We start from the raw sequence: 25,191 nt of genomic DNA, 5'->3' as shown, positions 1-25,191 counted from the left end.
GGGCGGCGGATGCCCAGGCGGTACACAACGGTGGACGGCATCGGCCGGATGGAGGATCCGGCGGAGGCTGTAGCACGCAACCGTTAGCCGCGCGACCCGATTGGGTACAACGGCTGCACCTCAGATCCACCACATACCTCAGGAGGCAGCGATGCGCGGCACCTCGATTCTCGGAGTCATCGTCGTGATCTGGTTGGTGATCGGCGCGATCGCCGGTGGCCAGCGCGGTTACTACAGCGGCGACGACACCAACTGCGCCGAGGCCGGCACCATCCTGGTCACCATCGTGGCCGGGCCGCTGAACTACATCGGCGCCAACCCGAAGGTCGACTGCAAGCTGCCCGAGCCTTCCAAGTAGACGACAGACGCACCCCGGCCCGTGCCCTCGCAGTGGGGGGCACGGGCCGGCGCGGTTGCGGCGAGGTCGCCCAGGAGCACTAGCCCGTCTCCTCCCCTTGCCGCCGATCACCTCCATCGCGGTGTCGATACCGCAGGCGTGTCCGTCCGCGGTGCCCGGCCGGTTCAACGTCGCCATGCCCACCCCTCCGACGTGCTCGCTCACCCCCGGGTAACCACGCACTCCGAAGTGCTTACTTGATCACCTGACGGTCGATGACCAGCCTAATCGGCATGGAATCACACACACTGTGGAGAAGCCCTCCGTCACGATCCTGGGGCTCGGCGCGATGGGTACCGCGCTGGCCCGCACCTGGCTTGCCGCCGGCCACCCGCTCACCGTCTGGAACCGCACCCCGGCCCGCGCCGCAGCGCTCGCGCCGCACGGCGCACGGGTCGCGGACAGCGCCGCTCAAGCGGTCGCGGCGAACACCCTGGTCGTCGTCTGCCTGTTGGACGACACCTCGGTCGGCGAGGTGCTGGCTGGCGATGCTCTGTGGGTCAGTGGCGTCTGGGTGCCACACGCCGGCGCCACACCGCCTAAGGCGTCCTAGGAGGCTGGTTTGCCCGCTCGTCGGCGTTTGCCCGCTCGTCGGCGTTTGCCCGCTCGTCGGCGTTTGCCCGCTCGTCGGCGTTTGCCCGCGCCGAGGCCGGGAACCGCCTGCTTCAGTCATCGAACGGGAGCGTGGGCATGCAGATCGGCTACAAGTTGGCCTCGGAGGGGTACGGCCCGCAGGAGATAATCCGACAGGCCGTCCTGGCCGAGCGGGCTGGCTTCGACTTCGTCGAGATGAGCGACCACTTCCACCCGTGGCTGGACGTGCAGGGGCACTCGTCCTACACCTGGAGCGTGCTCGGCGCCATCGCGGCCAAGACCAGCACCCTGCGCCTGGCCACCGGTGTCACCTGCCCGACGGTCCGCTACCACCCGGCGATCATCGCGCAGGCCGCCGCGACCATGGCGCTGATCTCCGACGGCCGGTTCACCCTCGGGGTGGGCGCCGGCGAGCGACTCAACGAGCACGTGGTCGGGCAGGGCTTCCCCAGCGTGCGGGGCCGACACGAGCGACTACGCGAGGCGCTGGAGATCATCCGGCTGCTCTGGCAGGGCGGCTACCAGTCGTACGAGGGCCGGCACCTGCAACTGGAGGACGCCCGGGTCTTCGATCTGCCGGACACCCTGCCCGTGATCGCGGTGGCGGCCAGCGGTGAAGTGTCGGCCCGGCTCGCCGCCGAGTTGGGCGACGGTCTGTTCGCCACCGAACCGGACGCGTCGATCGTCGAGCACTACCGACGCGCACAGGGTTCGGGCCCGCGCTACGCCGAGGTGCCACTGGCCTGGGCCACCGACGAACGACAGGCCGTGCAGGCGGTGTTGCAGACGAGCCGGTGGTTGGTGACCGGCTGGAAGGTGATGAGCGAGCTGCCGAACCCGGTCAACTTCGACGCGGCCAGCGCGCACGTCGAGGAGAAGCACATCCGGCAACTCTTCGCCGTCGGCCCGGACCCGGAACCGCACGTCGCCAAGGTCCGGTCGTACGTCGAGGCCGGCTTCGACCACATCGTCCTGCAGAACGCCGGCCCCGACCCGGACGGCTTCCTCGACTTCTTCGCCGGCGACCTGTCCGGCCGGCTGCGCACGATGGGCTGACGCCGACGCGCGAGGGGCTGACGGCGGCGCGCGATGGGCTGACGCCGGCGGGCGGCAACCGACCAGGGCAGAGCGCGGCGAGCCGCCCCGACCGATCATCGGGGCGGCTCGCCTGCGCGGGATGAGGTGCGCGGGTCGACGTTCAGCGGAAGCAGTGCGCGATCGGCACCTGGCTGCCCTCGCAGTTGGTCGGCTCGTTCTCGACGACCACGCTCTCATCGTCGATCTTGACCTGGGCGTGCATGCCGAAGATGCCACCGGGCTTTACCGTCGACGCGTTGTGGGTGACCTTGCTGGTGTAGATCGCCACCGAGCCGGCGTTGGCGTAGATGCCGCCTCCCTGGGACGCGGCGCCGACGGCCTCGTTCCGGGTCACGTCACTGCCGCGGACCAGCAGGTTCGCCTTCTCGGCGTAGATGCCGGCCCCGAGGCCGTGAGTGGTGTTGCCCTCGATCACGCTGTCGTCGATCGGCGTCAGGCCCTTCACCGTCGAGATGCCGCCCCCGTTGACTGTGGACGTGTTGCCGCGGATGGTCATCGTGCGCATCACCAGCACCGCGTCGGAGTTGGCGGCACCGCCGCCGACCTGCGCGGTGTTGTTCAGCAACTCGGTGTCGGAGACCTTCGTACGGGCCGAGAAGCTGGCCAGCCCACCACCCTGAGCGGCGCTGTTCTGAGTGAAGGAGACGCTCTCCACGTCGGCGGCGCCACGGTAGTTGCCGAGCCCGCCGCCATAGGCGTTGGCGCTGTTGCGGTGGAACTCGGAACGCTTCAGCGTCAGCACACCGCCGTTGAGCAGGCCCCCGCCCTTGCCCGCGGCGCCGGAGGCGCTGTTGCCGACGAACGTGGAGTCGGTGACCACCATGTTGCCGTCGTTGAAGATGCCTCCGCCGCCGCCCTCGGGCGACAGCGACGTGCTCTGGGTGACGGTGACCCGTTCCACCACGGCGGTGGCGCCGTGCACCACGTGCACGCTGCCGCCCTCGATGGCCGAGCGGCCGTTGTGCAGTTCCACGTCCCGCAGGGTCAGCTCGCCGCCGTCACGGACGGTGAAGAAGCGGAACGGGGCGGCGTGGGCGTCCCGGGCGATGGTGGCGCCCGCGCCGTCGATCGTGATGGCCTGGTAGATCACCGGCAGGCCGGCGGTGTCGTCGGCCGGGTTGTGCGGCGGCGCCTCGGCGTCGCCGGGGGTCTCCGCCGCGTCGGCGGCCTCCCGGGCGTCACGGATCCCGCCGTCGTACTGGTCGGTCTCGTGGAACGCCTCGGTGAGGGTGTAGCGGCACTTGGGCGCGAGCCGAAGTTCGCCGCCGCCCTCGGCGTTGGCCGTCACCAGCGCCGCCACCAGCTTCGCGGCGTCGCACGGGACCGACACCACGCCCCGCTTGCCGGTGCCCGGGGTCGCCGGACGGGCCCGCTCGGCACCGTCCTGACCCTGCTGCGGCGCCCGCCGTTCGCCGTCACGGCGGTCGTCGTCGGCCGCCGGGCTGAGCCGGGCCAGACCTGGGAGAATGAGGGCGCGGTCGGCGGCGGCGGCCGCTCCGGCCGCTCCCACGACCAGACTCCCCGCCAGCAGACCGCTGGCTATGAACCGTCGGGACCGCCGTCTGGGTCGGGTGGCGCGGTCTCCCTCTCGGTACGTGGACATCAACGGTGCCTACCTTCCTGCCTACCTGACGTGACCGCGCGTCGATCCGGGCGCGGGGGCTCGACGTGCTCGCCGACCACCAAACGTCACGATAAGTCCGCAATACGGACAGGAAGGAGTGAACGTGAATAGTGCCCTCTTTCATCTTCAAAGCTGGCAGACCGGCATCGACGTCAACCGCCGACGTGGATGCCCGGCCGGCGCAGCGGGTCCCGTTCGGTCCGACGGATGATCTCCCGCACCACGGGCGGAGTGTCCCCCCGACCCAGGATGAGGTAGCGCGCCAGGTGCGCGATCGGGCTTCCCTCCGACCACTCGAAGTGCGCGTGCGGCCGGACCCCTGTCGCGTCACGCAGGGCCAGCAGGATCGCCGCGATCGCATTCGGTGCGGCCGGGCTGTTGGCCCGCAGCACCCGGAAGCCGCCCACCTCGATCCCGTGCACGCGTAGCACCTGACTGAACTCCGACGGATCGACCACGTCGATCTCCAGGAACAGCACATCCGCCGCCCCCGGCACCGGGTTCATCCCGCGCTGCGCCCGCTCCTTGATCGTGTACTCCTTCACCGACCCCTTCTGCCGCTTGTTCGCGATCAGGTGCAGTTGCCCGTCGTGCGCCAGCGACTCGGCGACGAATTTACGGGCCGGCTCGTCGAACTCGATCCGCTCGGCACGCAGCTCGGTGGTCCGGGTGACCCGGGAGACCAACGAGACCACGATGATGCCGAGGATGAACAGCGCGGAGATGGTGATGCCGTCGGGCTGTTCGATGACGTTCTCCAGCAGCGCGTACAGCAGCACCAGGGTCAGCACCGTGAAGCCGATCGCGGAACCACGCCGGCGGTGCCGGGCCGCGGAGATCGTCACCGCCACCGCCCCGGAGACCATCATCGCCAGGATCCCGGTGGCGTACGCGCCGGCCTGGGCGTTGACGTCGGCGCGGAAGGCGATCGTGATGGCGACGCTGACGACGGTGTAGACGATCACCACGGGGCGGACCGCCCGCGCCCACTCCGGCGCCATGCCGTACGACGGCAGGTAACGCGGCACGATGTTGATCAAACCGGCCATCGCCGAGGCGCCGGCGAACCAGAGGATGAGCACACTGCTCACGTCGTAGACGCTGCCGAACACCTCACCCAGATAGGTGTGCGCCAGGAACGCCAGTGCCCGCCCGTTCGCGCCGCCGCCCGGCCGGAACTCCTCCTCCGGGATGAGCGCCGTGGTCACGAAGGTCGTCGCGATCAGGTACACCGACATGATCAGCGCGGCGGTGGTGAGCAGCCGACGCGTGTTGCGGATCCGGGCGGCGAGTCGGGCCTGCTTGTCCGGGCCGTCGGCCGCGATCAGGGGCATCATGCTGACCCCGGTCTCGAAACCGGACAGCCCCAGCACCAGCAGCGGGAACGCCAACACGGCGGTGAGCAGCACGTGGCCCGGCCCGCCGCCGGTCGAGGTCACCGCGGCCGTCCAGTTCGACACGATGCCCGGGTCCTCGGCGATCCGGGCCACCGCGACCACGACGATCACCGCGTTGAGCACCAGGAAGACCGCGACCAGCGGGATGGCCACGACCACCGCCTCGCGGAACCCGAGCAGGAACACCCCGCCGAGGATCAACAGGAGCACCACCGTCACCACGACCGGCACCAGGGACCCGTGCAGGGCGTCCGGCAGGTACGGGTTCTCCAACAGGTGCACTGTGGCGTCGGCCGAGGAGAGGGTGATCGTGATGATCCAGGAGGTGGCCACGAAGCCGAGCAGCACGAGGACGAAGATCTTGCCCCGCCAGAACGGCAGCAACCGCTCCAGCATCGCCACCGAACCCTGCCCGTGCGGGCTCTCGTGGGCCACCCGCCGGTACATCGGCAGCATGCCGAACAGGGTGAGCACGACGATCAACAGGGTCGCCAGCGGGGAGAGCGCACCGGCCGCCACCGCCGCGATGCCCGGCAGGTACGACAGCGTGGAGAAGTAGTCCACGCCGGTCAGGCACATCACCTGCCACCAGGCGTGCCGACGGTTCTGTCCCTCGGTCGCCTCGGGGCCGGGGGGCTGCACCTGGTGCTGGAAGAGCCACCGGCGCAGCGGACTGGCCGGCGGCCCCGAGCGGGTCGGGGTGGCCACGCGTTCGGGCACCACGACTCCCTGCCGGCCGCCGCGGTGCGGGCGAGCCGGATCGCGGGCCGCCCGCAGTGCCGGGTCCGGCCCGGTCGGCGCGTGGCGGCGTCCGTTCCAGCGTCGTGGTTTCGCTCGGTGCTCGTCAGCCATCGCCAGTCCCACCCTCACAGGTCCTGATCCGACGGTAGGCGGCGCCCCGGCGCCCGGTCGGCGGAACCGGGCACCTGTTCGGCCTGCTCAGGACAGGTCCGGGACGGCGAGAAGCCGGGCCAGCGCGGGTGGGTCGGCGACGGTCACCGTGGCCGCCGGGTGACGGGGCCGCCCGCCGGGCACCAGCGCCGGCACCGGCGCGCGGAAGCGCAGGCAGATCCCGCCGACCGCGCTGCTGCCGAAGGTCGCACCACCGTCGGCCAGCGACAGGTGCGGGCCGATCGCCCGCCACCAGCGGTACGGCCCGCTCAGCTCGACGTCGGTGACATTGTCCCGGTCGGTCCGCAACCGCCAGGGCCCGTACCGGATCATCAGATCCCGCTCCGAGACGGCGACCCAGGCCGTCGCCGGGCGGACCCCCAGCAGCGCCAGCACCGGGCGGAACACCGGATCGAAGCGGAACGGAAACCGCGTCACGACGCCGCTCATCGGGCGCCGGGCCGAGCGGTGGGTCGCGACACCGGGCCACCCGGCCGCAGAGGGCCGGGACGCGCGGGCCGGGGGCGGGCGGCGGGCCGACGCCGGGCCAGGACGGTCATGGCGCGGGCGTACCCGATCCGAGCCCGCCGACACCCCCGGATCCGCACGCCGTCGACCCGACCCCCCCGGCCCGGCGCTCCCCCACCGTGGGCCGGCACCCCCCGCGCCGGCCGACGGTGGCAGACGGTCGACACCCCCCGGGCCGACCGGCCGTCCCCCAACGTGACCGACCGACCTCGGACGGTCACACGGGGTGGAACTGGTGGGACGCGCCCCCGCGCTCCGCCGCCCCCCACGGGGCGGAGCGCGGGGACCCCCCGTCCCGGCTACTGCAGGAACGCCCCGAGGGGCGAGAGCAACAGCCGGCCGAGCGCCGCGGCGTTGTCGTCCAACCGTGTGCGCTCACACTCGCGGGCGTCCGGATCGTGCCGGCACCGCCAGATCTTCTGCGCGTTGCGCCAGGCGACATCGCGCGTGTACTCGACCAGTTCCCCCTGGTACCAGTCGTCGATGTCGCCGTTGAGCATGTCGATGAGCAGCTGCCACCGCTCCAGATAGCCCCGACGCAGGCCGGGGATCTTGTCGGCGAAGATCCTGTTGATCTCGAGGTAGTCGTGGTGCTGGTCGCTGCCGTCGACCGGTTCCGACTCCAGGTGGTCGAACGTGGTCACCAGGGCGAACGGCAGGTCGAAGTTGATGTGCGCGTTCACCCCGGCCGCAGCCGAGGGCAGTGGTCGGGCGTCCGGCCCCCGCATCCGCTCGAAGAGGCACGACCACGCCTTCGGGGTGCCGGGGCTGGAGTCGGTCCACAGCCGCATCGCGTCGAAATAGCGGGCGGCGAACTCGACGTCGAGCCGGGAGAGAAAGGCCGGGTCGACGAAGCGGTCGTCGTACAGCCCGTCCAGCACACTGCTGGTGATGGTCAGGTAGAGCCTGTTGAAGTCGGCCAGTGGGCAACTGGCCTCCAACGGTGGCAGCCGCACCAGCAAATCCTGGAGCTTGGTCAGGTGATCGACCACGGCCGGCACGTCCGCGGGATGATCGGCGAGCAGGTCGACGATGTCCCGGTGCACGGGCCCCCAGACCGGTTCGATCATTTCTCCTCCATCGTGGTCGGCGGCATCCCCCGTGCCGTCGTCGACGCGGCTCAGCCTCTCAGCCGACACCGGCCCGCCGGATCAGTAGAACGACGTATCCCGGCACGCACACGCGCCGGGATACGTACGGGGGTCAGTCAGCCCCGTCGGTTGCGCAACTGGATCGCGCTGGCCTGCACCCTGGTCCGGACCTGGAGCTTGTCGAAGATGTGCGACACGTGCACACCGATGGTCCGCTCGCTGATGAACAGCCGCTGGCCGATCTCCTTGTTGGTCAACCCCTCCGCGACCAGGGCGAGCACTTCCCGCTCCCGTGCGGTGAGCGCCGTCAACTCGTCGTCGGACGCCTCGGCCGGCGCGCTGCGCGTGCCGGCGGGGGTGTCCCGCTCGTCCAGCGACACCCGGGCCCGCCCGGCCAGCTCACGGATCTCCGAGGTCAACGGCACCGCGCCCAACCCCTGCGCGACCCGGTACGCCTCCCGCAGGAGCTTGCCGGCAGTGGCCACCCGGCTGCGGCGGGCCAGCAGCGCCTCGGCCTGCCGCAGCCGCGAGTACGCCGCCGGGTAGGGGTGATGGCGTCGATCCCACTCGGCGGCCGACACGGCCCACAGCTCCGGGTCGCTGCCGTCGAGGCGGCTCACCTCGGCGGCGCACAGCGCCAGGAAGCCCTCCACCACCGAGCGCACCGGCCGGGCCGCCCCGGCGCTCTTACGGGCCACCCGCTCGGCCACGTCGCGCAACCGGCGGACCGCCGTCTGGTCCACCTCCACGGTGCGGCTGGCGTGCGCCTCCGCCTCGGCGCGCAGGCCGTGCCAGACCAACGCGGAGAGGATCATCACGTCGTCGGAGCGGCTCTCGGTGAGGCCGCGCTGCACCGCCTGCCGCGCCACGTCGTGCCGGCCCTCCCACATGGCCAGCCCGGAACGCAGGGTGAGCAGCGGAATGACGTGTCGCGCCCCGCCGCCGGCGAGCAGGGTCGCCACCGCGTCGAGGTCCCGACCGGCGGCCTCGATGTCGCCGTAGCCCACCGAGAGCCGGCACCGGGCCAGCAGCAGCTCCACCGCGTCCGCACCGGACGGTCGGTGTCGCAGGGCCGCGGCCACCACCTTCTCCGCCTCGGCCCACTGGCCCACCCGGAACAGCCCGTTGATGGCGATGGCCAGCAGGCGGGTGCCCCAGGTGCGGCCCAGCCCCAGCTCGGCCACCCGTTCGGCGCCCCGGCGGGCCACCACCACGCCCTCTTCGAGGACGTTCAGCGGCCCGGTCAACAGCTCCGCGAGATGCAGGTACGCGCACGCCACGTCCTCGGGCTGACCGGCACGCTCAGCGGTGTCGAGGGCGTCGCGCATGACCGCCAGACCGGCGTCCGGGTCCTCCAGGCAGGCGTCGCTGAAGCCCAACGCCGAACTGGCCAGCACTATCTCGGTGGCCGAGCCCTCCACGTTCTCGGCCAACGCCAGCGCCTCGCGGGCCCGCTCGCCGGCGTCGGCGTACCGACCCAGGTGCAGCAGCAGCTCGGCCAGGCGGGCTGCCGCGCTCGCACGGTCCCGAGGGGAGCAGTCCCCCGCCTTCAGCGCCCGCTGGTATTCCTCCTCGGCCAGCGCGGAGCGACCGGCGGCGGCCAGGTAGCGGGCGCGGCGGATGTGCAGCGCGCAGCTCGGCTCGCCACCCCGCAGCGCGGCCAGCTCCTCCAGCAGGGCCAGCGCTCGGGCGTGCTCCCCACAGTGGTGGGCCGCCTCGGCGGCGTTCTCGAGCAACTCGACCCGGTCCACCGTCAGCGGGCCCGGCTCGGCGGCCAGCTGCAACGCCGCCGACCAGTGCCGGTGCGCCTCGGCGTAACCGTGCAGCCGCTCGGCCTCCTGGGCGGCTGCCACCGCCGCCGGCAGGGCGCGCGCCGGCTCGCCGGCCAGCCGCCAGTGGTGCGCCAGCCGGGCCTGGTGCAACTCCGCCGGCGCCGTGGTCAGCGCCTCGGCGTAGCGGCGATGCAGCCCGGAGCGCTCGGCCGGCAGCAGTTCGTGGGCCAGCACCTCGGCGACGAGGCGGTGCCGCAGCCGGTAGCCGTCGTCGGCGCCGACCAGCAACCGGTGCGCCACCGCGGCCCGCGCCGCGGCGATCAGCTCGTCCTCTGGCATCCGCAGCACCTCGGCCAACAGCCAGTGCTGCACCGGCTCGACACCGGCGGCCACCGCGTGCACCACGGCGTGCGCGTGCTGGGGCAGCGCGTCGACCCGGTCGAGGAAGATCTCCCGCAGCGTCTCGGACAGGCCGTCGCGGCCGTCGCGCAGATCCCGGGCCAGCTCCTCGATGACGAACGGGTTGCCTCCGCTGCGCTGCCACACCTGCTCGGCCGCGTCGGCGGTCAGCGTCCGGCCGACCACCGCGGCGGCGAGCGTCTCGGTGTCGGCCCGCCCCAGCGGCACCAGGTCGAGCACCCGCACCGTGCGCAGCCGACGCAGCTCGGTGAGCACCCGGCGCAGCGGGTGCGCGCCCTGCAACGACTCGGCACGCACCGCGGCCAACACCGACAGCTGAAGATCGCCCAGGCCGGCGAGCAGGTAGAGCAGGAGCTGCCGGGTGCTGCGGTCGACCCACTGCAGGTCGTCCAGGATCAGCACCAACGGACGACCCTCGGCGATCAGGTGCAGGCCCCGGGAGACCCGCTCCAGCAACGCGCCCGCGCCGTCCGGGCCGGCGGTCTCGTCGGCGAACATCTGCAACAGCCCCCGCACCGCCGAGGAGGTGCGGGCGTGCGAGGTGGACACCTCGGTGTCGAACCGGCGCAGCGCCTGCAACAGCGGGTGCAGCGGTGAGGCGTCGCCAATGTCCAGACAGCTGCCGGTGAGCACCACGGCGCCCCGTTCCCGCAGGCGGTCGCCGATCTCACCCAACAGCCGGGTCTTTCCCACACCGCTCTCGCCGGTCAGGAAGACCGCAGCGGTCTGCCCGTGCGCGCCGTCACCGAGCAACGCGGACCGAACCGTCTGCACGAGCTCGGCCCGGCCCACGAGCGGTGCGGTGTCCACATCGCTGGCCATGCCACGCAGCCTAATCACAGGGCCCCGCACCGTTCTACGGCCGCCTACCGCTTGTGGTACTCCTCGCGTCGACTTTGCGACTAAAGGTTGCAGGTGGCCGACATACGTCGTTCTGCAGATCCCCCGTCGGCCCAGGAATGCCAATCTCCGGAGGTGATCAGGCAACAGCGGGAAGAAGGGCCGGTGCGACACCCATGACCACCAGCATCATCGTCGACACGCAACGGACCGTCACCCCGCTCTGGCCGGTACCCCAGGAGAGGCGCGTCGTCACCGTCCTCTTCGCGGACATCGTCGGTTCCACGGCCCTGGTGGACCGGCTCGACCCGGAGGACGTGCGAGCGTTGCAGCGGGCCTACTTCGACACCGTCGCCGGTGTGCTGCACCGCTGGCAGGGGGTCGTGGAGAAGTACATCGGCGACGCCGTGATGGCGCTCTTCGGCGCTCGGCAGTCCGACGGCTTCGACGCGTACCGGGCGGTGCGCGCCGGGCTCGAGATCCAGGCCGCGCTGGACCGGCGGCACATGGTCGGCGACATCAGGCTGCGCGTCCGGGTCGGGGTCGCCACCGGCGAGGTCGTGGTCGACCTGGGCGATGTCGTCACCGGCGGGCACGGCGTCGCCAGCGGCGCGGTGATCACCACCGCGGCCCGCCTGCAGGAGTACGCCGCACCCGGCGCCGTCGCGCTCTGCGCGGCCACCGCCCGCGCCACCGCCGGCCTGATCGCCCAGCGCCAGCTGACACCGGTGCCGGTCGCCGGCCGGGTGCCACCGATGCCGGTCTGGCACGCCGTCGGCCCGGTACGCCCCGGCGCCGACCGGCACGACGGCCCGTTGATCGGTCGACGCCGCGAGCTGGCCACCATCCGCGACCAGCTGGGCTGGGCCATCCGGGAAAGGACGCCACGTTGGATCTCCCTGGTCGGCCCCACCGGCAGTGGCCGCAGCCGGCTGCTGCACGAGCTGACCCGAGGGCTGACCACGGTGGACGGCAGGGCGGTCCGCTGGTGCGTGGCGACCTGCCAGCCGTACCCCGATCAGGCGTTGGCGCCGGTCGCGCACCTGCTCCGCGGCCTCGCCGGGATCCGGCCCAGCGACGGCCCGGCAGCGGTCCACGACCGGCTCGTCGCCGCCCTGACGCCGCTGTTCCCGCCGACCAGGGTGGCCACCGCCGTCCCGGCGCTCCAGCGGATGCTGACCACCCCGGACGGCTCGGCCACCGCCCTCGCCGGCGCGGCGATCTGCCAGGAGGTCCTGCTGCGCCTGGCCGCCCACCGGCCGCTGATCGTGGCGGTCGACGACCTGGACCGGGCCGCGCCGGCGGTGAGCCGGTTCCTGCACGCGCTGTTCAGCGCGGCGACCGAGCGCGGGCTGCCGTTGGCCCTGCTCACCGTGCACCAGCCGCAGTGGGCCGACACCCGACCCGGCCCGGCCCGACGGGTGACGATCGGACCGCTGGCCACTGTGCAGTCCGGGCGGCTGCTGCGCCACCTGCTCACCCGGGCCGGGCAGCCGGTGGCCCTGGTCGACCGGCTGCTGCCGCTGGTGGGAGGCCGCCCCGGGCACGCGGCGGCGTACGTCACGTCGGTCGTGGACGGTGCCGATCCGGCGGCGCTCCCGCTGCCCGAGGCGGTACGCCGGGCCGTCGGCGCGGAACTGGACCACCTCGACGGTGAGCGGCGGGCGGTGCTGATGGCCGCCGGCACCCTCGGTGGCCTGATCTCCGGCGCGGCCGTGGACCGGGCGCTCGGCTGGACGCCCGGCCGGTCCGCACCCGCACTACGCGGGCTGGTCGCCGTCGGGCTGCTGCTCCCCCACCACGTCGACGGGTACGCGTTCGCCGCGCCCGCGCTGCGCCAGGTCGCCACCGAGCGGTTGCCCCGCGCCCTGCGGGCCGTCTTCCAGCGCCGGGCCGCCGGCGCCCCGCACCTCGACAGCGCGCACCGGGACGCCAACCCGCCCGACCGGCGCGCTGCCGCGCTCAACGGCCCGGCGGCGAGGAGCGCCGAGATCGTGCGCCTCGACACCGTCGGCGCTCGGGCCGGACGCCTCGACGCCGTCTTCGCGGCGCTGACCCCGGTGGGGCCGGTCGGTGCCACCGGCCCGACGGCGCTGATGCCACCCAACCCCGCCCCGACGATGGCCGCCCGTCCAGCCGTGTCGGGCCCCGACACCGACCGTACGGCGGGCTCACGCCGGCTCCGAGCCGTCCCCGCGGCGGACGACGTATCGCCGACGCCCGCCACAGCGGCGTCCCTGTCTCCTCGCGGTGCGGGCGGTAACTCGCCCCGGGACATCGGACGGCCCGCCGCGTCGAGCCGCACCACGCCATCGGGTGCGGCCGGGCGCTGGACGCTCGCCGACGTCGGCACTCCGCCGGGCCCGGTGCGGGCGATACCCCGCCCGCCGTTGCTCCGCCGACCGGACGGCCTGGCAGCCTCCGCCTGACTCCGATGATCACGTGATGCCACGAGGCTCGGACCGGCCCCTTCGACGACTACCCGGCATCACATGATCGAGGGACCAGGCGGCTCAGGACGGCCTCCCGCCGAACTGCCAGTTGTGCACCTCGACGTCGGCGTACCGGTCCGCCGTCAGGATGGCGCGTGCCGCGTCCGGATTCGGCGCCCGGAGCAGCACGGCGGTGCCGAGCCAGGTGACGCCGTCGTCGGCCAGCAGAGGCCCGTACGCGATCAGCTCGTCCGGGTCGGGCGGCAGGGCCAGGTCGGCGGCCTGCCCGGCGCCGAGACCGAGCACCAGATAGCGGTTGCCGCCGTTCCGACCGCCAGGGAAGTCCCACATGGTGCGGCCCAACGTGTTGCGCCACCGGCGCACCGCCACGTCCCGGTACACGCCGGCCTGGTAGTTCGGCTCCTCGAAGGCGAACGCTCGAGCGGCGGCCGGGTCGGGCACGTCGACGATGTGCACGCTGCCGGTGGGCGTGGCACCGACGAAGGTCGGGCCACGGGCGATCATCCCCGCCGCGTACCGGTCCATGTAGGACCAGTGCGCGTCCAGCAGCTCGTCGCGCAACGCCGCCGAGCCGGGCCGGTCGCGGTGGTAACACAGAAACTCCATGCCACATTCTCGCCGCGATGCCGCCGACCTGGGTGGGCCGGGGTGTCGCCGACCGCTACGGCGTTGTCCAGCGGGAGCGGGTGAGCAGCCCACCAGCGTGACTAGGATTGGTCCCGTCATGCTGCTACGGGTGCTCGGGCCGCTTGAGGTCGAGATCGACACAGGTGGGCCTGTCGACCGCGGCGGCCCGCGTCAATCTGCGCCGCATTCTGGAGCCGGCCCGCGAGCGGCGGGCGCCGGCCGGGGTCCTGATCACCGCGCCACCGGGCTACACGCTTCGGCTGCCCGCCGATGCCGTCGACGCCTGCGGAACTGTTGACCCGGCAGGCGCCGCTGCGGGAGGACAGTTGGCGGCTGCTGGCGCGGGGTGGGGAGGTGTTGGTCGGCGCCCTTTGGAGCTGAATCGTTTGCGACATCACCGACCAAGTCGCGCTTGGGGCTTCGGGCTTCGGGCAGGATCAGACCGACGACGCTGAGGGCCGTTTCGTTCACGCCGCCACGTCCGTCGTTACCGAGAATCTGTCCTCACGTTTCGGAGGCATCGCAACAGGTGAGAGTGGCTGGGTCTGGCGATCAGCGGGCCTCCAAGAAGGCCAGCACGCGTGGCCAGGCCGCCGCGGAGGCGTCCGGGGAGTGCTCGGCCAGGTCCGGATCGGTGAACAGGTGGCCCACGCCGGGATAACGGAAGACCGTCAGGTCGGCACCGGCATCGTTCATGGCCTGCTGCCACTCGTCGACCTCGTCCGGCGCGTCGTACGGATCGGGGTCGGCGAGGTGCAGCTGCACCGGCAACCCGGGTCGGACCGCGTCCGGGGCGCCACCGGTGCCGTGCAGCAGGAGCAGACCGGCTGCGGCGGGGCGTTCGGCCAGTAGCGCCCCGGCCACGCCGGCGCCCATCGAGAACCCGGCGAGGACCGTCTCCGGTGGCAGGTCACGCAGCGCGGCCCGGGCCCGGTCCAGAACCACCTCGTGGCCGATCTTGTCGAGCAGCGCGAAGCCGTCCTCGACGCTGTCGGTGGCCGGGACGCCGTACAGGTCGGGGGTGCTCACCTGGTGCCCGGCGGCGCGCATCCGGTCGGCGGCGGCGCGCACGGCGGGCCGCAGCCCGTACACGGAGTGGAACAGCACGACGTGTCGCATCCGGTCATCCTGCCGCAGCAGACCGGTCGTCCGGTGTGGCCACGCGGAGTGGGACCATGATCATGGCCGAGTCAGTAGGCGGCTGAGCTGCTCTACGGGGGCGGCGCAATCGGAAGCAGGTCGTCGTCGCGTCCGGTCTGGGGTAGCCCAGCCACAGCGGCGATGGTCGTGACGGCCTCGTTCAGCCCGGTGGTCTCGGGTAGGACGAGTTCGTCAGGCCAGTCCAGGACGTCATGGGCGGCGTACCAGCCGCTCATGTGCTCGGCGGTGAACTCACTGACCTGCGGGCGGGTGAGGTGCCGGCGCAGGGTCTCGGCCAGGGACACGTCGAGATAGCAGAACAGCGACCGGCCGCGGTGGTCGTCCCGCAGGGAGGTCAGCATGCTCCGGTAGTGGCTGCTGTGCATGATGCCCTCCAGCACGACGTGATAGCCGTGGTCCAGCGCGAACCGGACGGTCTGCCCGATCAACGCCGGTGCCGCACCGCCGGGCTTGTCCCGCTCACGCAGCACGATGCGGCGCAGGTAGTCCTGCTCGACCAGGGCGCAACCCCGGCCGTGCTGGCGTCGTAGCTCGCGGGCGATGCTGCTCTTGCCCGAGCCGGAGTTACCTCGGACGCAGACGAGGACCGTGTCCGGGCTGCCAGTGGGTTCAGCGAGCACGACGCCTCCTCGGCTTCATTCGTTGCCGACGCTGAGGCCGAGGGCAACGACGCTCAACTGGGGTCCTCGACCTGTGGGGGCGCGGGGTGGGCAGGCACCCCGCACCCACGGAGTGGGAGTCAGACCAGTGCCGCCAGGCGCGCGACGAGGTCGGTCGGTGGTGGCATCGCGGCGATCTCGCGGCCGACCTGCGCGGCAGCGGTACGCAGGCGCTCGTCGGTGAGCAGCTGGGTCAGCGATCGCGCGGTGATGTCCCGGGGGCGCAGCGCCAGGCCGGCGCCCCGGCGGGCCACCAGCTCGGCGTTGTGCCGCCGGTCCCCCGGACCGGTGGTGGCCAGCTGGGGCAGGCCGGCGGCGAGCGCGCCGAGCGCGCTGCCCGCCCCGCCGTGGTGCACAAGCGCCGCGCTCGCCGGCAGCGCCTCGTCGAGCGGGATCCAGTCGACCACCCGCACGTTGCCGGGCAACGAGCGGGCCGAGCGCTCGTCGGGACGGACCAGCACGATCTCGGCGTCCACCTCGGCTGCGGCGGCCACCACGGCGGGCATCGGCCCCCGGTCGCCGGGGCCGGTCAGAGTGCTGCGGGTGACCAGGATCCGCGGGCGCTCACCCGGCTCGCGCAGCCAGGCCGGCAGCTCACCGCCGCCGACATAGGACGTGTAGCGCATCGGCCAGCCGCCCTGGGTGGCGACGCTGGGTGGGGCCACGGCGAGGGCGGCGGCCGGCGCGGGCAGCTCGGTGAGGCCGTGCCGGCGCAGTGCGGCGCCGAGTCGGGCGACGGTGGCGCGGACCAGGTCCCGGCCGTCGAAGAGGGCGTTCTCCTGGCGTACGGCTGGCACGTCGAGCCGCGCGGCGGCCACCGCACCGGCGACCGCGAACGGCTCGTACAACACCAGATCCGGCCGCCACCGGGTGGCCAGCGCGACGACCGGGTCGGTGAGCTGGTCGTTGAGCGTGCCGAACAGCAGGCCGGCGCCCCGGGTGCCGGCGGTGCCGGCCATTTCCGCCCGCGCGATCAGCGGATGGCGGGGGAAGACCCGCATTGCGATCCGCCCGAAGTCGAAGCCCGGTGCGATGTCGTGCACCGGCAGACCGGCATCGGCGGCGGCCAGAGCACCGCCGCCGGTGGCCACCAGCACGTCGTGGCCGGCGTCGCGTAACGCGACGGCGAGCGGCACCAGCGGAAAGACGTGCCCGACGAGCGGGGCGGAGACCACCAGCACGCGCATGGGCAGGATCCTATGTTGACGGCGAGATCGAGGCAGACCGTTGGTCGACGATGCGGCGCATCTTGCCCATCGACCGTTCCACAGTGTTCGGGGCGAGGACGTCGACCGCCACGCTGACACCGATGGTGTTCTTCACCAACTGCACCAGCGTGCCGCCGGCCCGCTCGGCGGCGTCCACGTCGACGTCGGTCCGCCGTTCCACACGTACCGTCAGGGTGTCCAGCCGACCGTGTCGATCGAGGACGCACTGGAAGTGCGGCGACAACTGCGGGGTACGCAGGATCAGCTCCTCGATCTGGGTGGGGAAGATGTTCACCCCACGCAGGATCATCATGTCGTCGGTCCGGCCGGTGATCTTCTCGATCCGGCGCATCGGCCGGGCGGTGCCGGGCAGCAGCCGGGTCAGGTCTCGGGTGCGGTAGCGCACGACCGGCATCGCCTCCTTGGTCAGGGAGGTCAACACCAGCTCACCCCGCTCGCCGTCGGGCAGCACCGCCCCGCTCACCGGATCGATGATCTCCGGGTAGAAGTGGTCCTCCCAGAGGTGCAGCCCGTCCTTGGTCTCGACGCACTCGGTCGCCACGCCGGGGCCCATCACCTCGGAGAGCCCGTAGATGTCGACGGCGTGGATGTCCAGTTGCTGCTCGATCTCCCGGCGCATGTCCTCGGTCCACGGCTCGGCCCCGAAGATGCCCACCTGCAGTGAGGTGGCGCGCGGGTCGATGCCCTGGCGGCGCATCTCGTCGACGATGGCCAGCAGGTAGCTGGGCGTGACCATGATGACCTCGGGTTCGAAGTCGCGGATCAGCATGACCTGACGCTCGGTCATGCCCCCAGAGACCGGGATGACAGTGCAACCCAGCTCCTCGGCGCCGTAGTGCGCGCCCAAGCCGCCGGTGAAGAGCCCGTAGCCGTACGCGACGTGCACCCGGTCGCCGGGACGGCCACCGGAGGCGCGGATCGAGCGGGCCATCAGGCGCGCCCAGGTGCGCAGGTCGTCGCGGGTGTAGCCGACCACTGTCGGCCGACCGGTGGTGCCGGAGGAGGCGTGCAGACGGGCCACCCGCTCGCGGGGTACGGCGAACATGCCGAACGGATAGTTCTCCCGCAGCTCGGCCTTGCCGGTGAACGGGAAGCGCGCCAGCTCGTCGAGATCCCGGCAGTCGTCGGGGTGCACCCCGGCCGCGTCGAACGCCCGCCGGTAGTGCGGCACGTTGTCGTACGCGTGCCGCACCGACCAGCGCAGTCGGTCGCGTTGCAGGGCGCGCAGCTCGTCGATGCTGGCGCGCTCGATCGGCTCCAGTTCCTCCGGACGAGGGGTGCGGTCCTGCATCGGCTGCCTCCTTGGCGCGACGGTCCCGGTGGGGCTGCGGGTACCGTACGCCCGCCGTCACCCCGGGCCGGCCGGACGGTCAGCGGGCGGCTGGCAGCCGGTGCAGGGCGTCGACCAGCGGCGCCAGCTCGGGGGTGGCCTCCGCCTCGGCGAGCGCGTCGGTGAGCACCCGGTCGTGGGTCGGTCGGGTCTGGGCGAGCAGCTCGGAGCCGGCCGGGGTCAGCTCGGTGTAGATGCCGCGTCGGTCGTCGGCGCAGAGGATCCGGGTGAGCAGCCCTCGCTGCTCCAGGCGGGTGACCAGCCGGGTGGTGGCACTGCCGGAGAGCGCGGCGGCGCGGGCGAGCTGGCTCATCCGCATGTGCCAGCCGTCCTGCCGGGAGAGCGCGTCGAGCACCGTGTATTCGACGACGGAGAGGCCGTGGCCGGCCTGCAGGGCCCGTTCCAGGGAGGTCTCGATCAGCCCGTGCAGGGCGGCGAGGGTGCGCCAGCCCTGCGCGCGGATCTCGACCGCGTCGTCGGCGATGCCCATGCCGGCCTCCTCGGTGTGATCTGGACGGGCCTCAGGCTACCACGCTTGCGCCGATATAAAGCGCGTGCAAGTATTTCGTTGCTGGCGCGTGTAGTTGCACGCGCCGCATATCTGCCCCCTCCCGATGGGAAGACCATGTCCGTACGCCAAAAGTCCCTGCCGCCCGGCCTGATCGCGCTGGCCATCGGCGCCTTCGGCATCGGGCTCACCGAGTTCGTGATCATGGGGCTGTTGCCCGAGGTGGCCGCCGACTTCGCGGTCACCGAACCGGTGGCCGGCTGGCTGATCTCCGGCTACGCGCTCAGCGTGGCCGTCGGCGGGGTCGTCCTCACCGCCGCGGTCACCCGACTGCCGCGCAAACCGGTGCTGCTCGGCCTGATGGTGCTCTTCATCATCGGCAACCTGCTCTCCGCCGTCGCCGGCGACTACGCCGTGATGATGACCGGCCGGATCGTCGCCGCGCTCTGCCACGGCGCATTCTTCGGCATCGGCGCCGTGGTCGCCGCCGGCCTGGTCGCACCGGCCCGCCGGGCGGGCGCCATCGCCATGATGTTCGCCGGCCTGACCATCGCGAACGTGCTCGGCGTGCCGTTCGGCACCTTCCTGGGGCAGCACTTCGGCTGGCGGTCGACGTTCTGGGCGATCACCGCCATCGGGGTGGTCGCCCTGATCGGGCTGGCCCTGCTCATCCCGGTGGGCGACACCGCCAACGCCGACCGCCCGGCCGGTGGGCTGCGCGGCGAGTTGCGGGCCTTCACCCACGCCCAGGTCTGGCTCTCCCTGGTGATCACCGTCCTGGGTTTCGGCGGGATGTTCGGCGCGTTCACCTACATCGCCTACACGCTCACCGAGGTCAGCGGCTTCGCCACCAGCACCGTGCCGTGGCTGCTCGTCCTCTTCGGAGTGGGGCTGTTCGCTGGCAACCTGCTCGGCGGTCGGGCGGCGGACAGGTCACTGTCGCGCACCCTGGTCACCGTCCTGGCGGTGCTCACCGTGGTGCTCGTCGGCTTCGCGTTGACCGCCACGAACCCGATGCTGACCATCGTCGCGCTGGTGCTGATGGGCGGGTTCGGCTTCGCCACCGTGCCGCCGCTGCAAATGCGGATCATGCGGTACGCCCACCAGGCGCCGACGCTGGCGTCCGGGGCGAACATCGCCGCGTTCAACCTCGGCAACGCGTTGGGCGCCTGGATCGGCGGTGTGACCATTGCCGCCGGACTCGGCTACACCTCGCCGATCTGGGCCGGCGCCGCGCTGACCCTGGCCGGCCTGGGCGTGCTCCTCGGCGCGCTGCGGCTGGCCCGTCGCGACGAGCCGGCCCGAGCCGACGCGAGCCAGGTGGACGCCACGGTCTGACCCCGTCAGAAGGACGACGCCGGGCCGGGCGGATGCCCGACCCGGCGTCACTCTGATCATCGCCCTGCCATCTTCTCGCAATTGCAAAAGATGTGCAACAAGGTCTGGACAACGGACTCGCACCGTAACTAGCCTGATCGCCATGAGTCCTTACATCGTGGATCCCTGGGCCTGGCAGGAGAGCTGGGACCGCCAGCAGGAGGCCTACCTCCCGGACCGGGAACACCGGTTCACGTCCATGCTCGACGCCGTCGACGCGGTCCTCGACGGCCGGCCACCGCGCGTGCTCGACCTGGCCGGCGGCACCGGCACCATCTCGCTGCGGACGCTTGCGCGCTTCCCCGCCGCGCAGACGACAGTTGTCGACCTCGACCCGGCGCTGCTCGCCATCGCCGACGCGTCGCTGGCCGACCGGGCCACCATCATCACGGCCGACCTCGGCACCCCCGACTGGCGATCCACGCTCCCCCACCACGAGTACGACGCCGTGCTCACCGCCACCGCCCTGCACTGGCTGCCGGCCGACCGGCTCGGGCAGCTCTACGCCGAACTGCGCGACGTGCTGCGACCGGGCGGCGTCTTCGTCAACGCCGACCACATGCCCGACGACACGCTGCCGGAGCTGTCCAAGCGGCTGATGGACCGCGCCCGGGACCGCCGCAACGCCCGGTACGCCGCCGGCTCGATGCTGTCCTGGTCGGACTGGTGGGCGCGGGCCGGCGCCGACCCTGCGCTCGCCCCGCTGGTCGCCCAGCGACACTCGATCTACCCGACCGGGCACAGCCCCGAGTGGAACCCGCCGGTCTCCTGGCACCTGGCCGCGCTCACCGCGGCCGGCTTCAGCGAGGTGGGCACCCTCTGGCGAGGCGGCCCGGACGCCGCGGTCGCTGCGGTGCGCTGACGCGCTGCCGCCGGCGGTAACTGACGCCGCTGTGGGCGGCAGCGCGCTGACGCCGCGGCCGCCGGCACTACGCTGAGGAGTCGTGCCAGAACCGTTCGAGCCACGTACCGACCCCGACGTCGATCTGCGCGTTCCCGCCGACCGCCGCGAGCTGACCACGCGCCCAGCGACGATCCTCGCCACGATCGCGGCCGGAGGGATGCTCGGCGCGCTGGCCCGGGCCGGCCTGCAACACGTCGCCCCGCACCCACCGACCGGCTTCCCGTGGGCCACGTTCAGCATCAACACGTCCGGCTGCCTGCTGATCGGCGTGCTGATGGCGGTGCTCGGGCACCTCGACGGTGGACACCCCCTGGCTCGCCCGTTCCTCGGGGTGGGGGTGCTGGGCGGGTTCACCACCTTCTCCGCCTACGCGGTCGACGTCCAGCAGGCGATCGTCGCGGGCGCACCGGGCACCGCGCTGGCGTATCTCGCCGCGACGGTGCTCGGGGCGCTCGTCGCCGTCGGGTTGGGCGACGCCCTCACCGCCGGGCTGCTGCGGCGGGCGAGCCGATGACAGTGCTGCTGATCGCCCTGGGCGCGGCCGTCGGCGCGCCGCTGCGCTACCTCACCGACCGGGCCGTGCAGTCCCGGCACGGCTCGGCGTTCCCCTGGGGCACGCTGCTCGTCAACGTGGCCGGGTCGCTGCTGCTCGGCGTCCTGGTCGGGTGGCCGGCCGGCCCGGCGGTCAGCGCGTTGCTCGGCACCGGGTTCTGCGGCGCGCTGACCACCTACTCCACGTTCAGCTACGAGACGCTGCGGCTGACCAGGAGCGGCCATCGACTCCTCGCGCTGACCAACGCGCTGGGCAGCGTGGCCGCCGGGCTCGCCGCGGCCACCGCCGGCTACGCCCTGGCCCGTGCCCTGACAGGCTGACCAGGCACGACCCGCAACACACCGAGGGTATATACGCGGGGTATACCCTCGGTGTAGTCTGCTGGCATGAGCGTGCCACTGACCCTCCTCGGCCTCCTCGAACGGGAGCCCAGCCACGGATACGACCTGAAGCGCGACTACGACGCCTTCTTCGGCCGGGGCAAGCCACTGCCGTTCGGCCAGGTCTACTCCACCCTCAGCCGACTGGCCCGCGACGGCAAGGTGGTGATCAGCGACGTCGCCCCCGGCTCCGGCCCGGACCGCAAGCGCTACATCATCACCAACGTCGGCGCGACCGAGGTCGAGCAGTGGCTGACCCAACCGGTCGACCCGGAGCCACACCTGCAGACGGTGCTCTTCGCCAAGGTCGTGCTCGCGCTGATGCTGGACCGGCCGGCCGCCGAATACCTCGACACCCAGCGCAGCGCGCACCTGCACCGCATGCGTGAGCTGACCGAGATCAAGCGCGCCGGCAGCCTGGTCGACGCGCTGCTCGCCGACCACGGCCTCTACCACCTCGAGGCGGACCTCCGATGGATCGAGATGACCGGCGCCCGACTGGACGCCCTGCGGAAAGAGGTGCGGCCGTGAGCGTCGTGATCGAAGCGCGCGACGTGGAGTTCTCCTTCGGTCAGACCCCCGCCCTGCGCGGCGCCAACGTCGCCGTGGAGGCCGGTGAGATCCTCGCCGTCATGGGCCCCAGCGGCTCGGGCAAGTCCACCCTGCTGCACTGCCTGGCCGGCATCCTGGTGCCCGACTCCGGGGAGATCCTCTTCGACGGGGCCGGGGTGCACGCCATGGCCGAGACCGAGCGCAGCAGCCTGCGCCGGGACCGGTTCGGTTTCGTGTTCCAGTTCGGTCAACTCGTCCCCGAGCTCACCGCTGTGGAGAACGTCGCGCTGCCACTGCTGCTCAGCGGCGTACGCCGAAAGCAGGCGCTGCCCAAGGCGTACGACTGGTTCGCGCGCCTCGGCCTGGACGGCCTGGAGCAGCGGCGCTCGGGTGAACTCTCCGGCGGGCAGGCGCAACGCGTCGCCCTGGCCCGCGGCCTGGTCGCCGAGCCGCAGGTGCTCTTCGCCGACGAGCCGACCGGCGCGCTCGACTCGCTCACCGGCGAACAGGTGATGGACCTGCTGGTCGGCGCCGCCCGCGAGCAGGGCACCACTGTCATCCTGGTCACCCACGAGCCCAGGATCGCGGCGTATGCCGACCGCGAGGTCATGGTCCGCGACGGGCGCGTGAACGCGCCGGACCGGATCGCCCCGTGATCCGCTTCGGGCTCCGCCTCGTCCTGGCGGGCGGCCGTGAGGCGCTCACCCGCCTGATCGTCATCGCCGCCGCCGTCGCGGTCGGCAGCGGGCTGCTGCTGACCACCCTCGCCGGGGTCAACGCGGTCAACTCCCAGCTCACCCGGTACGCGTCGATGTATCCCAACGCCTCGGCCGGTGACGCCGACCCGCTGTGGTGGTCGAACCGGCAGGACTACTTCCACGGCAAGCAGATCATTCGGATCGACGTCGCCGCCACCGGCTCGACAGCGCCGACCCCGGTCGGTATCCCGACCACGCCGGGGCCCGGCGAGTACTACGCCTCGCCCGCGTTTCGCGAACTGCTGGCCGACCACCCGGCCGACCAACTGGGCGACCGCTACCCGGGGCGTGACCTCGGCACCGTTGGTCCGGCCGCGCTGACCTCGCCGGACACCCTGCTCGTCATCGCCGGCGGCACCCCCGACCAGGTCGGCAAACTGCCCAACGCGCAGCAGGTCACCAGTGTCGGCGACAGCCCGGCCCTCCCCGAGGCCACTGTGAACCTCATCCTGGGCGTGATCGCCGGCGGGTTGCTGTTCCCGGTGCTGATCTTCATCGGCACCGCCACCCGCCTCAGCGCCGCCCGTCGGGAGCAGCGCTTCGCCGCGATGCGCCTGGTCGGCGCGACACCCCGGCAGATCTCGATGGTCGCCGCGGTGGAGGCGGCAGCCGCCGCAGTCGCCGGCACCGCCGTCGGCTTCGGCCTGTTCTACGCCTTCCGCGACCCGCTCGCGGGCATCCCGTTCACCGGCATGCCGTTCTTCCCCAGCGACATGTCCCTGGGCGTGCTGGACATCCTGCTCGTGGCTCTCGGCGTCCCGGCCGGCGCGGCGCTGGCGGCCCAGGTCTCGCTGCGCCGGGTACGGATCTCGCCGCTGGGCGTCACCCGGCGAGTCACCCCCCGCGCGCCACGCGCGTACCGGTTGATCCCGATGGTGCTCGGCGTCGCCGTGCTGCTCTTCGCCATCGGCTTCCGGCCCGAGACCTCCGACGGCCAGGCGGCGGTGTTCCTGCCCGGCCTGCTGCTCATCATGGTCGGCCTGGTCTTCGCCGGCCCGTGGCTGACGATGGTCGGTGCCCGGGTCCTGGCCCGGTACGCCAACCGCCCGGCCACGCTCATCGCCGCGCGCCGCCTGGCCGACAACCCGAAGGCCGGCTTCCGGGCGATCAGCGGCATCATGCTCGCGCTCTTCGTGACGAGTGTGGCCGTCGGCGTGATCACCACGATCATCGCCAACCGCGGGCCGGCGCCGATCGGCTCGACCGACGCGGGCACGGTGACCGCCGTCTTCGACGAGAAGGCGACGTCGGTGCCCGACACGCTCTTCGCCGAGCTACGGGCGATCACCGGAGTGCGGTCCGCGACCGCCATCCGCGAGAACCCGGTGGTGACCGACTCCGGCGAGGTCGGGGTGATCGCGTGCACCGACCTCCCGAGCGCGTACGGTCGGTGCGCCGACGGCGCGAGCGTCATCGAGGTGCCGATGGGCCTCAGCCGCTGGCGGGAGTCGGCGTCGCCCGAGACGGTCTGGCCCGCCGCGTCGCTGACCCTCGACGAACTCCAACGGCTACCGGTCGGGGCGATGGTCGTCGGCACGGACGGCTCCGCCACCGCCGTCGAGCGCACCCGCACCGTGCTGGAGGTCGCCTTCCCGACCTTCTGGACGGGGCCGAACGTGCCCGGCGACTTCGAGTCGGACTTCGCGAACACGATGCGCGGCTGGGAACAACTGGCCAACGTCATCATCGTGGCCAGTCTCGCGCTCGGCGGGTGCAGCCTCGCGGTCAGCGTCATCGGCGGTCTCACCGAACGCCGACGCCCGTTCAGCCTCCTGCGCCTCAGCGGCGCGCCGGTGCGGATCCTGCGTCGGGTGGTGGCGCTGGAGAGCGCCGTGCCGATGCTCGCCGTCGCCGCCGTCGCCATCGGCATGGGCCTGCTGGCCGCCCACCTGTTCCTGCGGGCGCAGATGGACTACACGCTCGTCGCGCCGGAGCCGCGCTTCTATGTGATCGTCGTCGTCGGGTTGGCCGCCTGCCTCGGCGTCATCGCCTCCACCCTGCCGCTGCTGGAACGCATCACCGGGCCGGACACCGCCCGCAGCGAGTAG

22 protein-coding genes are annotated in these 25,191 nt (G+C 72.5%); 11 read left to right on the top strand and 11 right to left on the bottom strand.

Going from position 1 to position 25,191, the window contains the following annotated elements:
* Positions 1–151: 151 nt before the first annotated feature.
* The 3 genes from KBX71_RS22345 (at position 152) to KBX71_RS22335 (ending at position 2,047) form a co-directional block, all read left to right on the top strand.
* Positions 152–358 carry a hypothetical protein gene (locus KBX71_RS22345; RefSeq protein ID WP_007460667.1) on the top strand — a complete coding sequence of 69 codons (207 nt, stop codon included), beginning with the start codon at positions 152–154 and terminating at the stop codon, positions 356–358.
* A 289-nt stretch (positions 359–647) separates the two neighbouring features.
* Positions 648–950: an NAD(P)-binding domain-containing protein gene (locus KBX71_RS22340; RefSeq protein WP_307847242.1), complete on the top strand. Its 303-nt coding sequence runs from the start codon at positions 648–650 to the stop codon at positions 948–950.
* A 137-nt stretch (positions 951–1,087) separates the two neighbouring features.
* Positions 1,088–2,047: a TIGR03557 family F420-dependent LLM class oxidoreductase gene (locus KBX71_RS22335; RefSeq protein WP_210819890.1), complete on the top strand. Its 960-nt coding sequence runs from the start codon at positions 1,088–1,090 to the stop codon at positions 2,045–2,047.
* 142 nt (positions 2,048–2,189) lie between these two features.
* Here KBX71_RS22335 and KBX71_RS22330 read toward each other — a convergent pair whose 3' ends face one another.
* The 5 genes from KBX71_RS22330 to KBX71_RS22310 all read right to left on the bottom strand — a co-directional run bounded on the left by KBX71_RS22330 (position 2,190) and on the right by KBX71_RS22310 (position 10,634).
* Positions 2,190–3,692 (bottom strand): hypothetical protein, encoded by a 1,503-nt coding sequence (locus KBX71_RS22330; protein WP_210819889.1) that lies wholly within the window; start codon positions 3,690–3,692, stop codon positions 2,190–2,192.
* A gap of 173 nt (positions 3,693–3,865) precedes the next feature.
* A complete protein-coding gene (locus tag KBX71_RS22325) occupies positions 3,866–5,962 on the bottom strand; it encodes an APC family permease (RefSeq protein ID WP_210819888.1) in 2,097 nt (698 codons plus the stop codon).
* A gap of 87 nt (positions 5,963–6,049) precedes the next feature.
* A complete protein-coding gene (locus tag KBX71_RS22320) occupies positions 6,050–6,439 on the bottom strand; it encodes a hypothetical protein (RefSeq protein ID WP_307847241.1) in 390 nt (129 codons plus the stop codon).
* A 389-nt stretch (positions 6,440–6,828) separates the two neighbouring features.
* Positions 6,829–7,599 (bottom strand): DUF5995 family protein, encoded by a 771-nt coding sequence (locus tag KBX71_RS22315; RefSeq protein ID WP_210819886.1) that lies wholly within the window; start codon positions 7,597–7,599, stop codon positions 6,829–6,831.
* Positions 7,600–7,736: 137 nt separating this feature from the next.
* Positions 7,737–10,634, bottom strand: a complete 2,898-nt coding sequence (locus KBX71_RS22310; RefSeq protein WP_210819885.1) for a LuxR family transcriptional regulator — start codon at positions 10,632–10,634, stop codon at positions 7,737–7,739.
* A 194-nt stretch (positions 10,635–10,828) separates the two neighbouring features.
* On the opposite strand from KBX71_RS22310, the gene KBX71_RS22305 reads away from it, so the two are divergent.
* A complete protein-coding gene (locus tag KBX71_RS22305; protein WP_210819884.1) occupies positions 10,829–13,081 on the top strand; it encodes an adenylate/guanylate cyclase domain-containing protein in 2,253 nt (750 codons plus the stop codon).
* A gap of 84 nt (positions 13,082–13,165) precedes the next feature.
* On the opposite strand, the gene KBX71_RS22300 is transcribed toward KBX71_RS22305, so the two are convergent.
* The 6 genes from KBX71_RS22300 to KBX71_RS22275 form a co-directional block, all read right to left on the bottom strand.
* Entirely contained in the window at positions 13,166–13,711 is a 546-nt protein-coding gene (locus KBX71_RS22300) for a YciI family protein (protein ID WP_210819883.1), read from the bottom strand.
* Positions 13,712–14,284: 573 nt separating this feature from the next.
* Positions 14,285–14,851, bottom strand: a complete 567-nt coding sequence (locus tag KBX71_RS22295) for a dienelactone hydrolase family protein (protein WP_210819882.1) — start codon at positions 14,849–14,851, stop codon at positions 14,285–14,287.
* A 92-nt stretch (positions 14,852–14,943) separates the two neighbouring features.
* Positions 14,944–15,513, bottom strand: a complete 570-nt coding sequence (locus tag KBX71_RS22290) for a kinase (RefSeq protein ID WP_210819881.1) — start codon at positions 15,511–15,513, stop codon at positions 14,944–14,946.
* Between the two features lie 119 nt (positions 15,514–15,632).
* Positions 15,633–16,739 (bottom strand): nucleotide disphospho-sugar-binding domain-containing protein, encoded by a 1,107-nt coding sequence (locus KBX71_RS22285; RefSeq protein ID WP_210819880.1) that lies wholly within the window; start codon positions 16,737–16,739, stop codon positions 15,633–15,635.
* A gap of 10 nt (positions 16,740–16,749) precedes the next feature.
* A complete protein-coding gene (gene paaK / locus KBX71_RS22280) occupies positions 16,750–18,072 on the bottom strand; it encodes a phenylacetate--CoA ligase PaaK (RefSeq protein WP_210819879.1) in 1,323 nt (440 codons plus the stop codon).
* A 79-nt stretch (positions 18,073–18,151) separates the two neighbouring features.
* Positions 18,152–18,601, bottom strand: a complete 450-nt coding sequence (locus KBX71_RS22275; RefSeq protein WP_124816318.1) for a MarR family winged helix-turn-helix transcriptional regulator — start codon at positions 18,599–18,601, stop codon at positions 18,152–18,154.
* Between the two features lie 135 nt (positions 18,602–18,736).
* On the opposite strand from KBX71_RS22275, the gene KBX71_RS22270 reads away from it, so the two are divergent.
* The 7 genes from KBX71_RS22270 to KBX71_RS22240 all read left to right on the top strand — a co-directional run bounded on the left by KBX71_RS22270 (position 18,737) and on the right by KBX71_RS22240 (position 25,191).
* Positions 18,737–19,957 (top strand): MFS transporter, encoded by a 1,221-nt coding sequence (locus KBX71_RS22270; RefSeq protein WP_247683910.1) that lies wholly within the window; start codon positions 18,737–18,739, stop codon positions 19,955–19,957.
* 142 nt (positions 19,958–20,099) lie between these two features.
* Positions 20,100–20,858, top strand: coding sequence for a trans-aconitate 2-methyltransferase (locus KBX71_RS22265; RefSeq protein WP_210819878.1), 759 nt, complete (start codon positions 20,100–20,102; stop codon positions 20,856–20,858).
* 82 nt (positions 20,859–20,940) lie between these two features.
* Positions 20,941–21,414: a CrcB family protein gene (locus tag KBX71_RS22260; protein ID WP_210819877.1), complete on the top strand. Its 474-nt coding sequence runs from the start codon at positions 20,941–20,943 to the stop codon at positions 21,412–21,414.
* Positions 21,411–21,773, top strand: a complete 363-nt coding sequence (gene crcB, locus KBX71_RS22255) for a fluoride efflux transporter CrcB (protein WP_210819876.1) — start codon at positions 21,411–21,413, stop codon at positions 21,771–21,773. The genes KBX71_RS22260 and crcB overlap by 4 nt, the downstream gene beginning before the upstream one ends.
* 66 nt (positions 21,774–21,839) lie before the next feature.
* A complete protein-coding gene (locus tag KBX71_RS22250; protein ID WP_210819875.1) occupies positions 21,840–22,364 on the top strand; it encodes a PadR family transcriptional regulator in 525 nt (174 codons plus the stop codon).
* A complete protein-coding gene (locus KBX71_RS22245) occupies positions 22,361–23,041 on the top strand; it encodes an ABC transporter ATP-binding protein (protein WP_210819874.1) in 681 nt (226 codons plus the stop codon). Before KBX71_RS22250 ends, KBX71_RS22245 begins: the two co-directional genes overlap by 4 nt.
* The gene (locus KBX71_RS22240; RefSeq protein ID WP_210819873.1) at positions 23,038–25,191 is read left to right on the top strand and encodes an FtsX-like permease family protein; all 2,154 of its coding nucleotides are present in this window, start codon (positions 23,038–23,040) and stop codon (positions 25,189–25,191) included. Before KBX71_RS22245 ends, KBX71_RS22240 begins: the two co-directional genes overlap by 4 nt.

The organism is Micromonospora sp. D93, from assembly GCF_018070365.1.
GTDB classification, from domain to species: domain Bacteria; phylum Actinomycetota; class Actinomycetes; order Mycobacteriales; family Micromonosporaceae; genus Micromonospora; species Micromonospora ureilytica.
The sequence above is the reverse complement of the archived record's forward strand: the minus strand, read 5'-3'. Positions and strand labels throughout refer to the sequence as shown.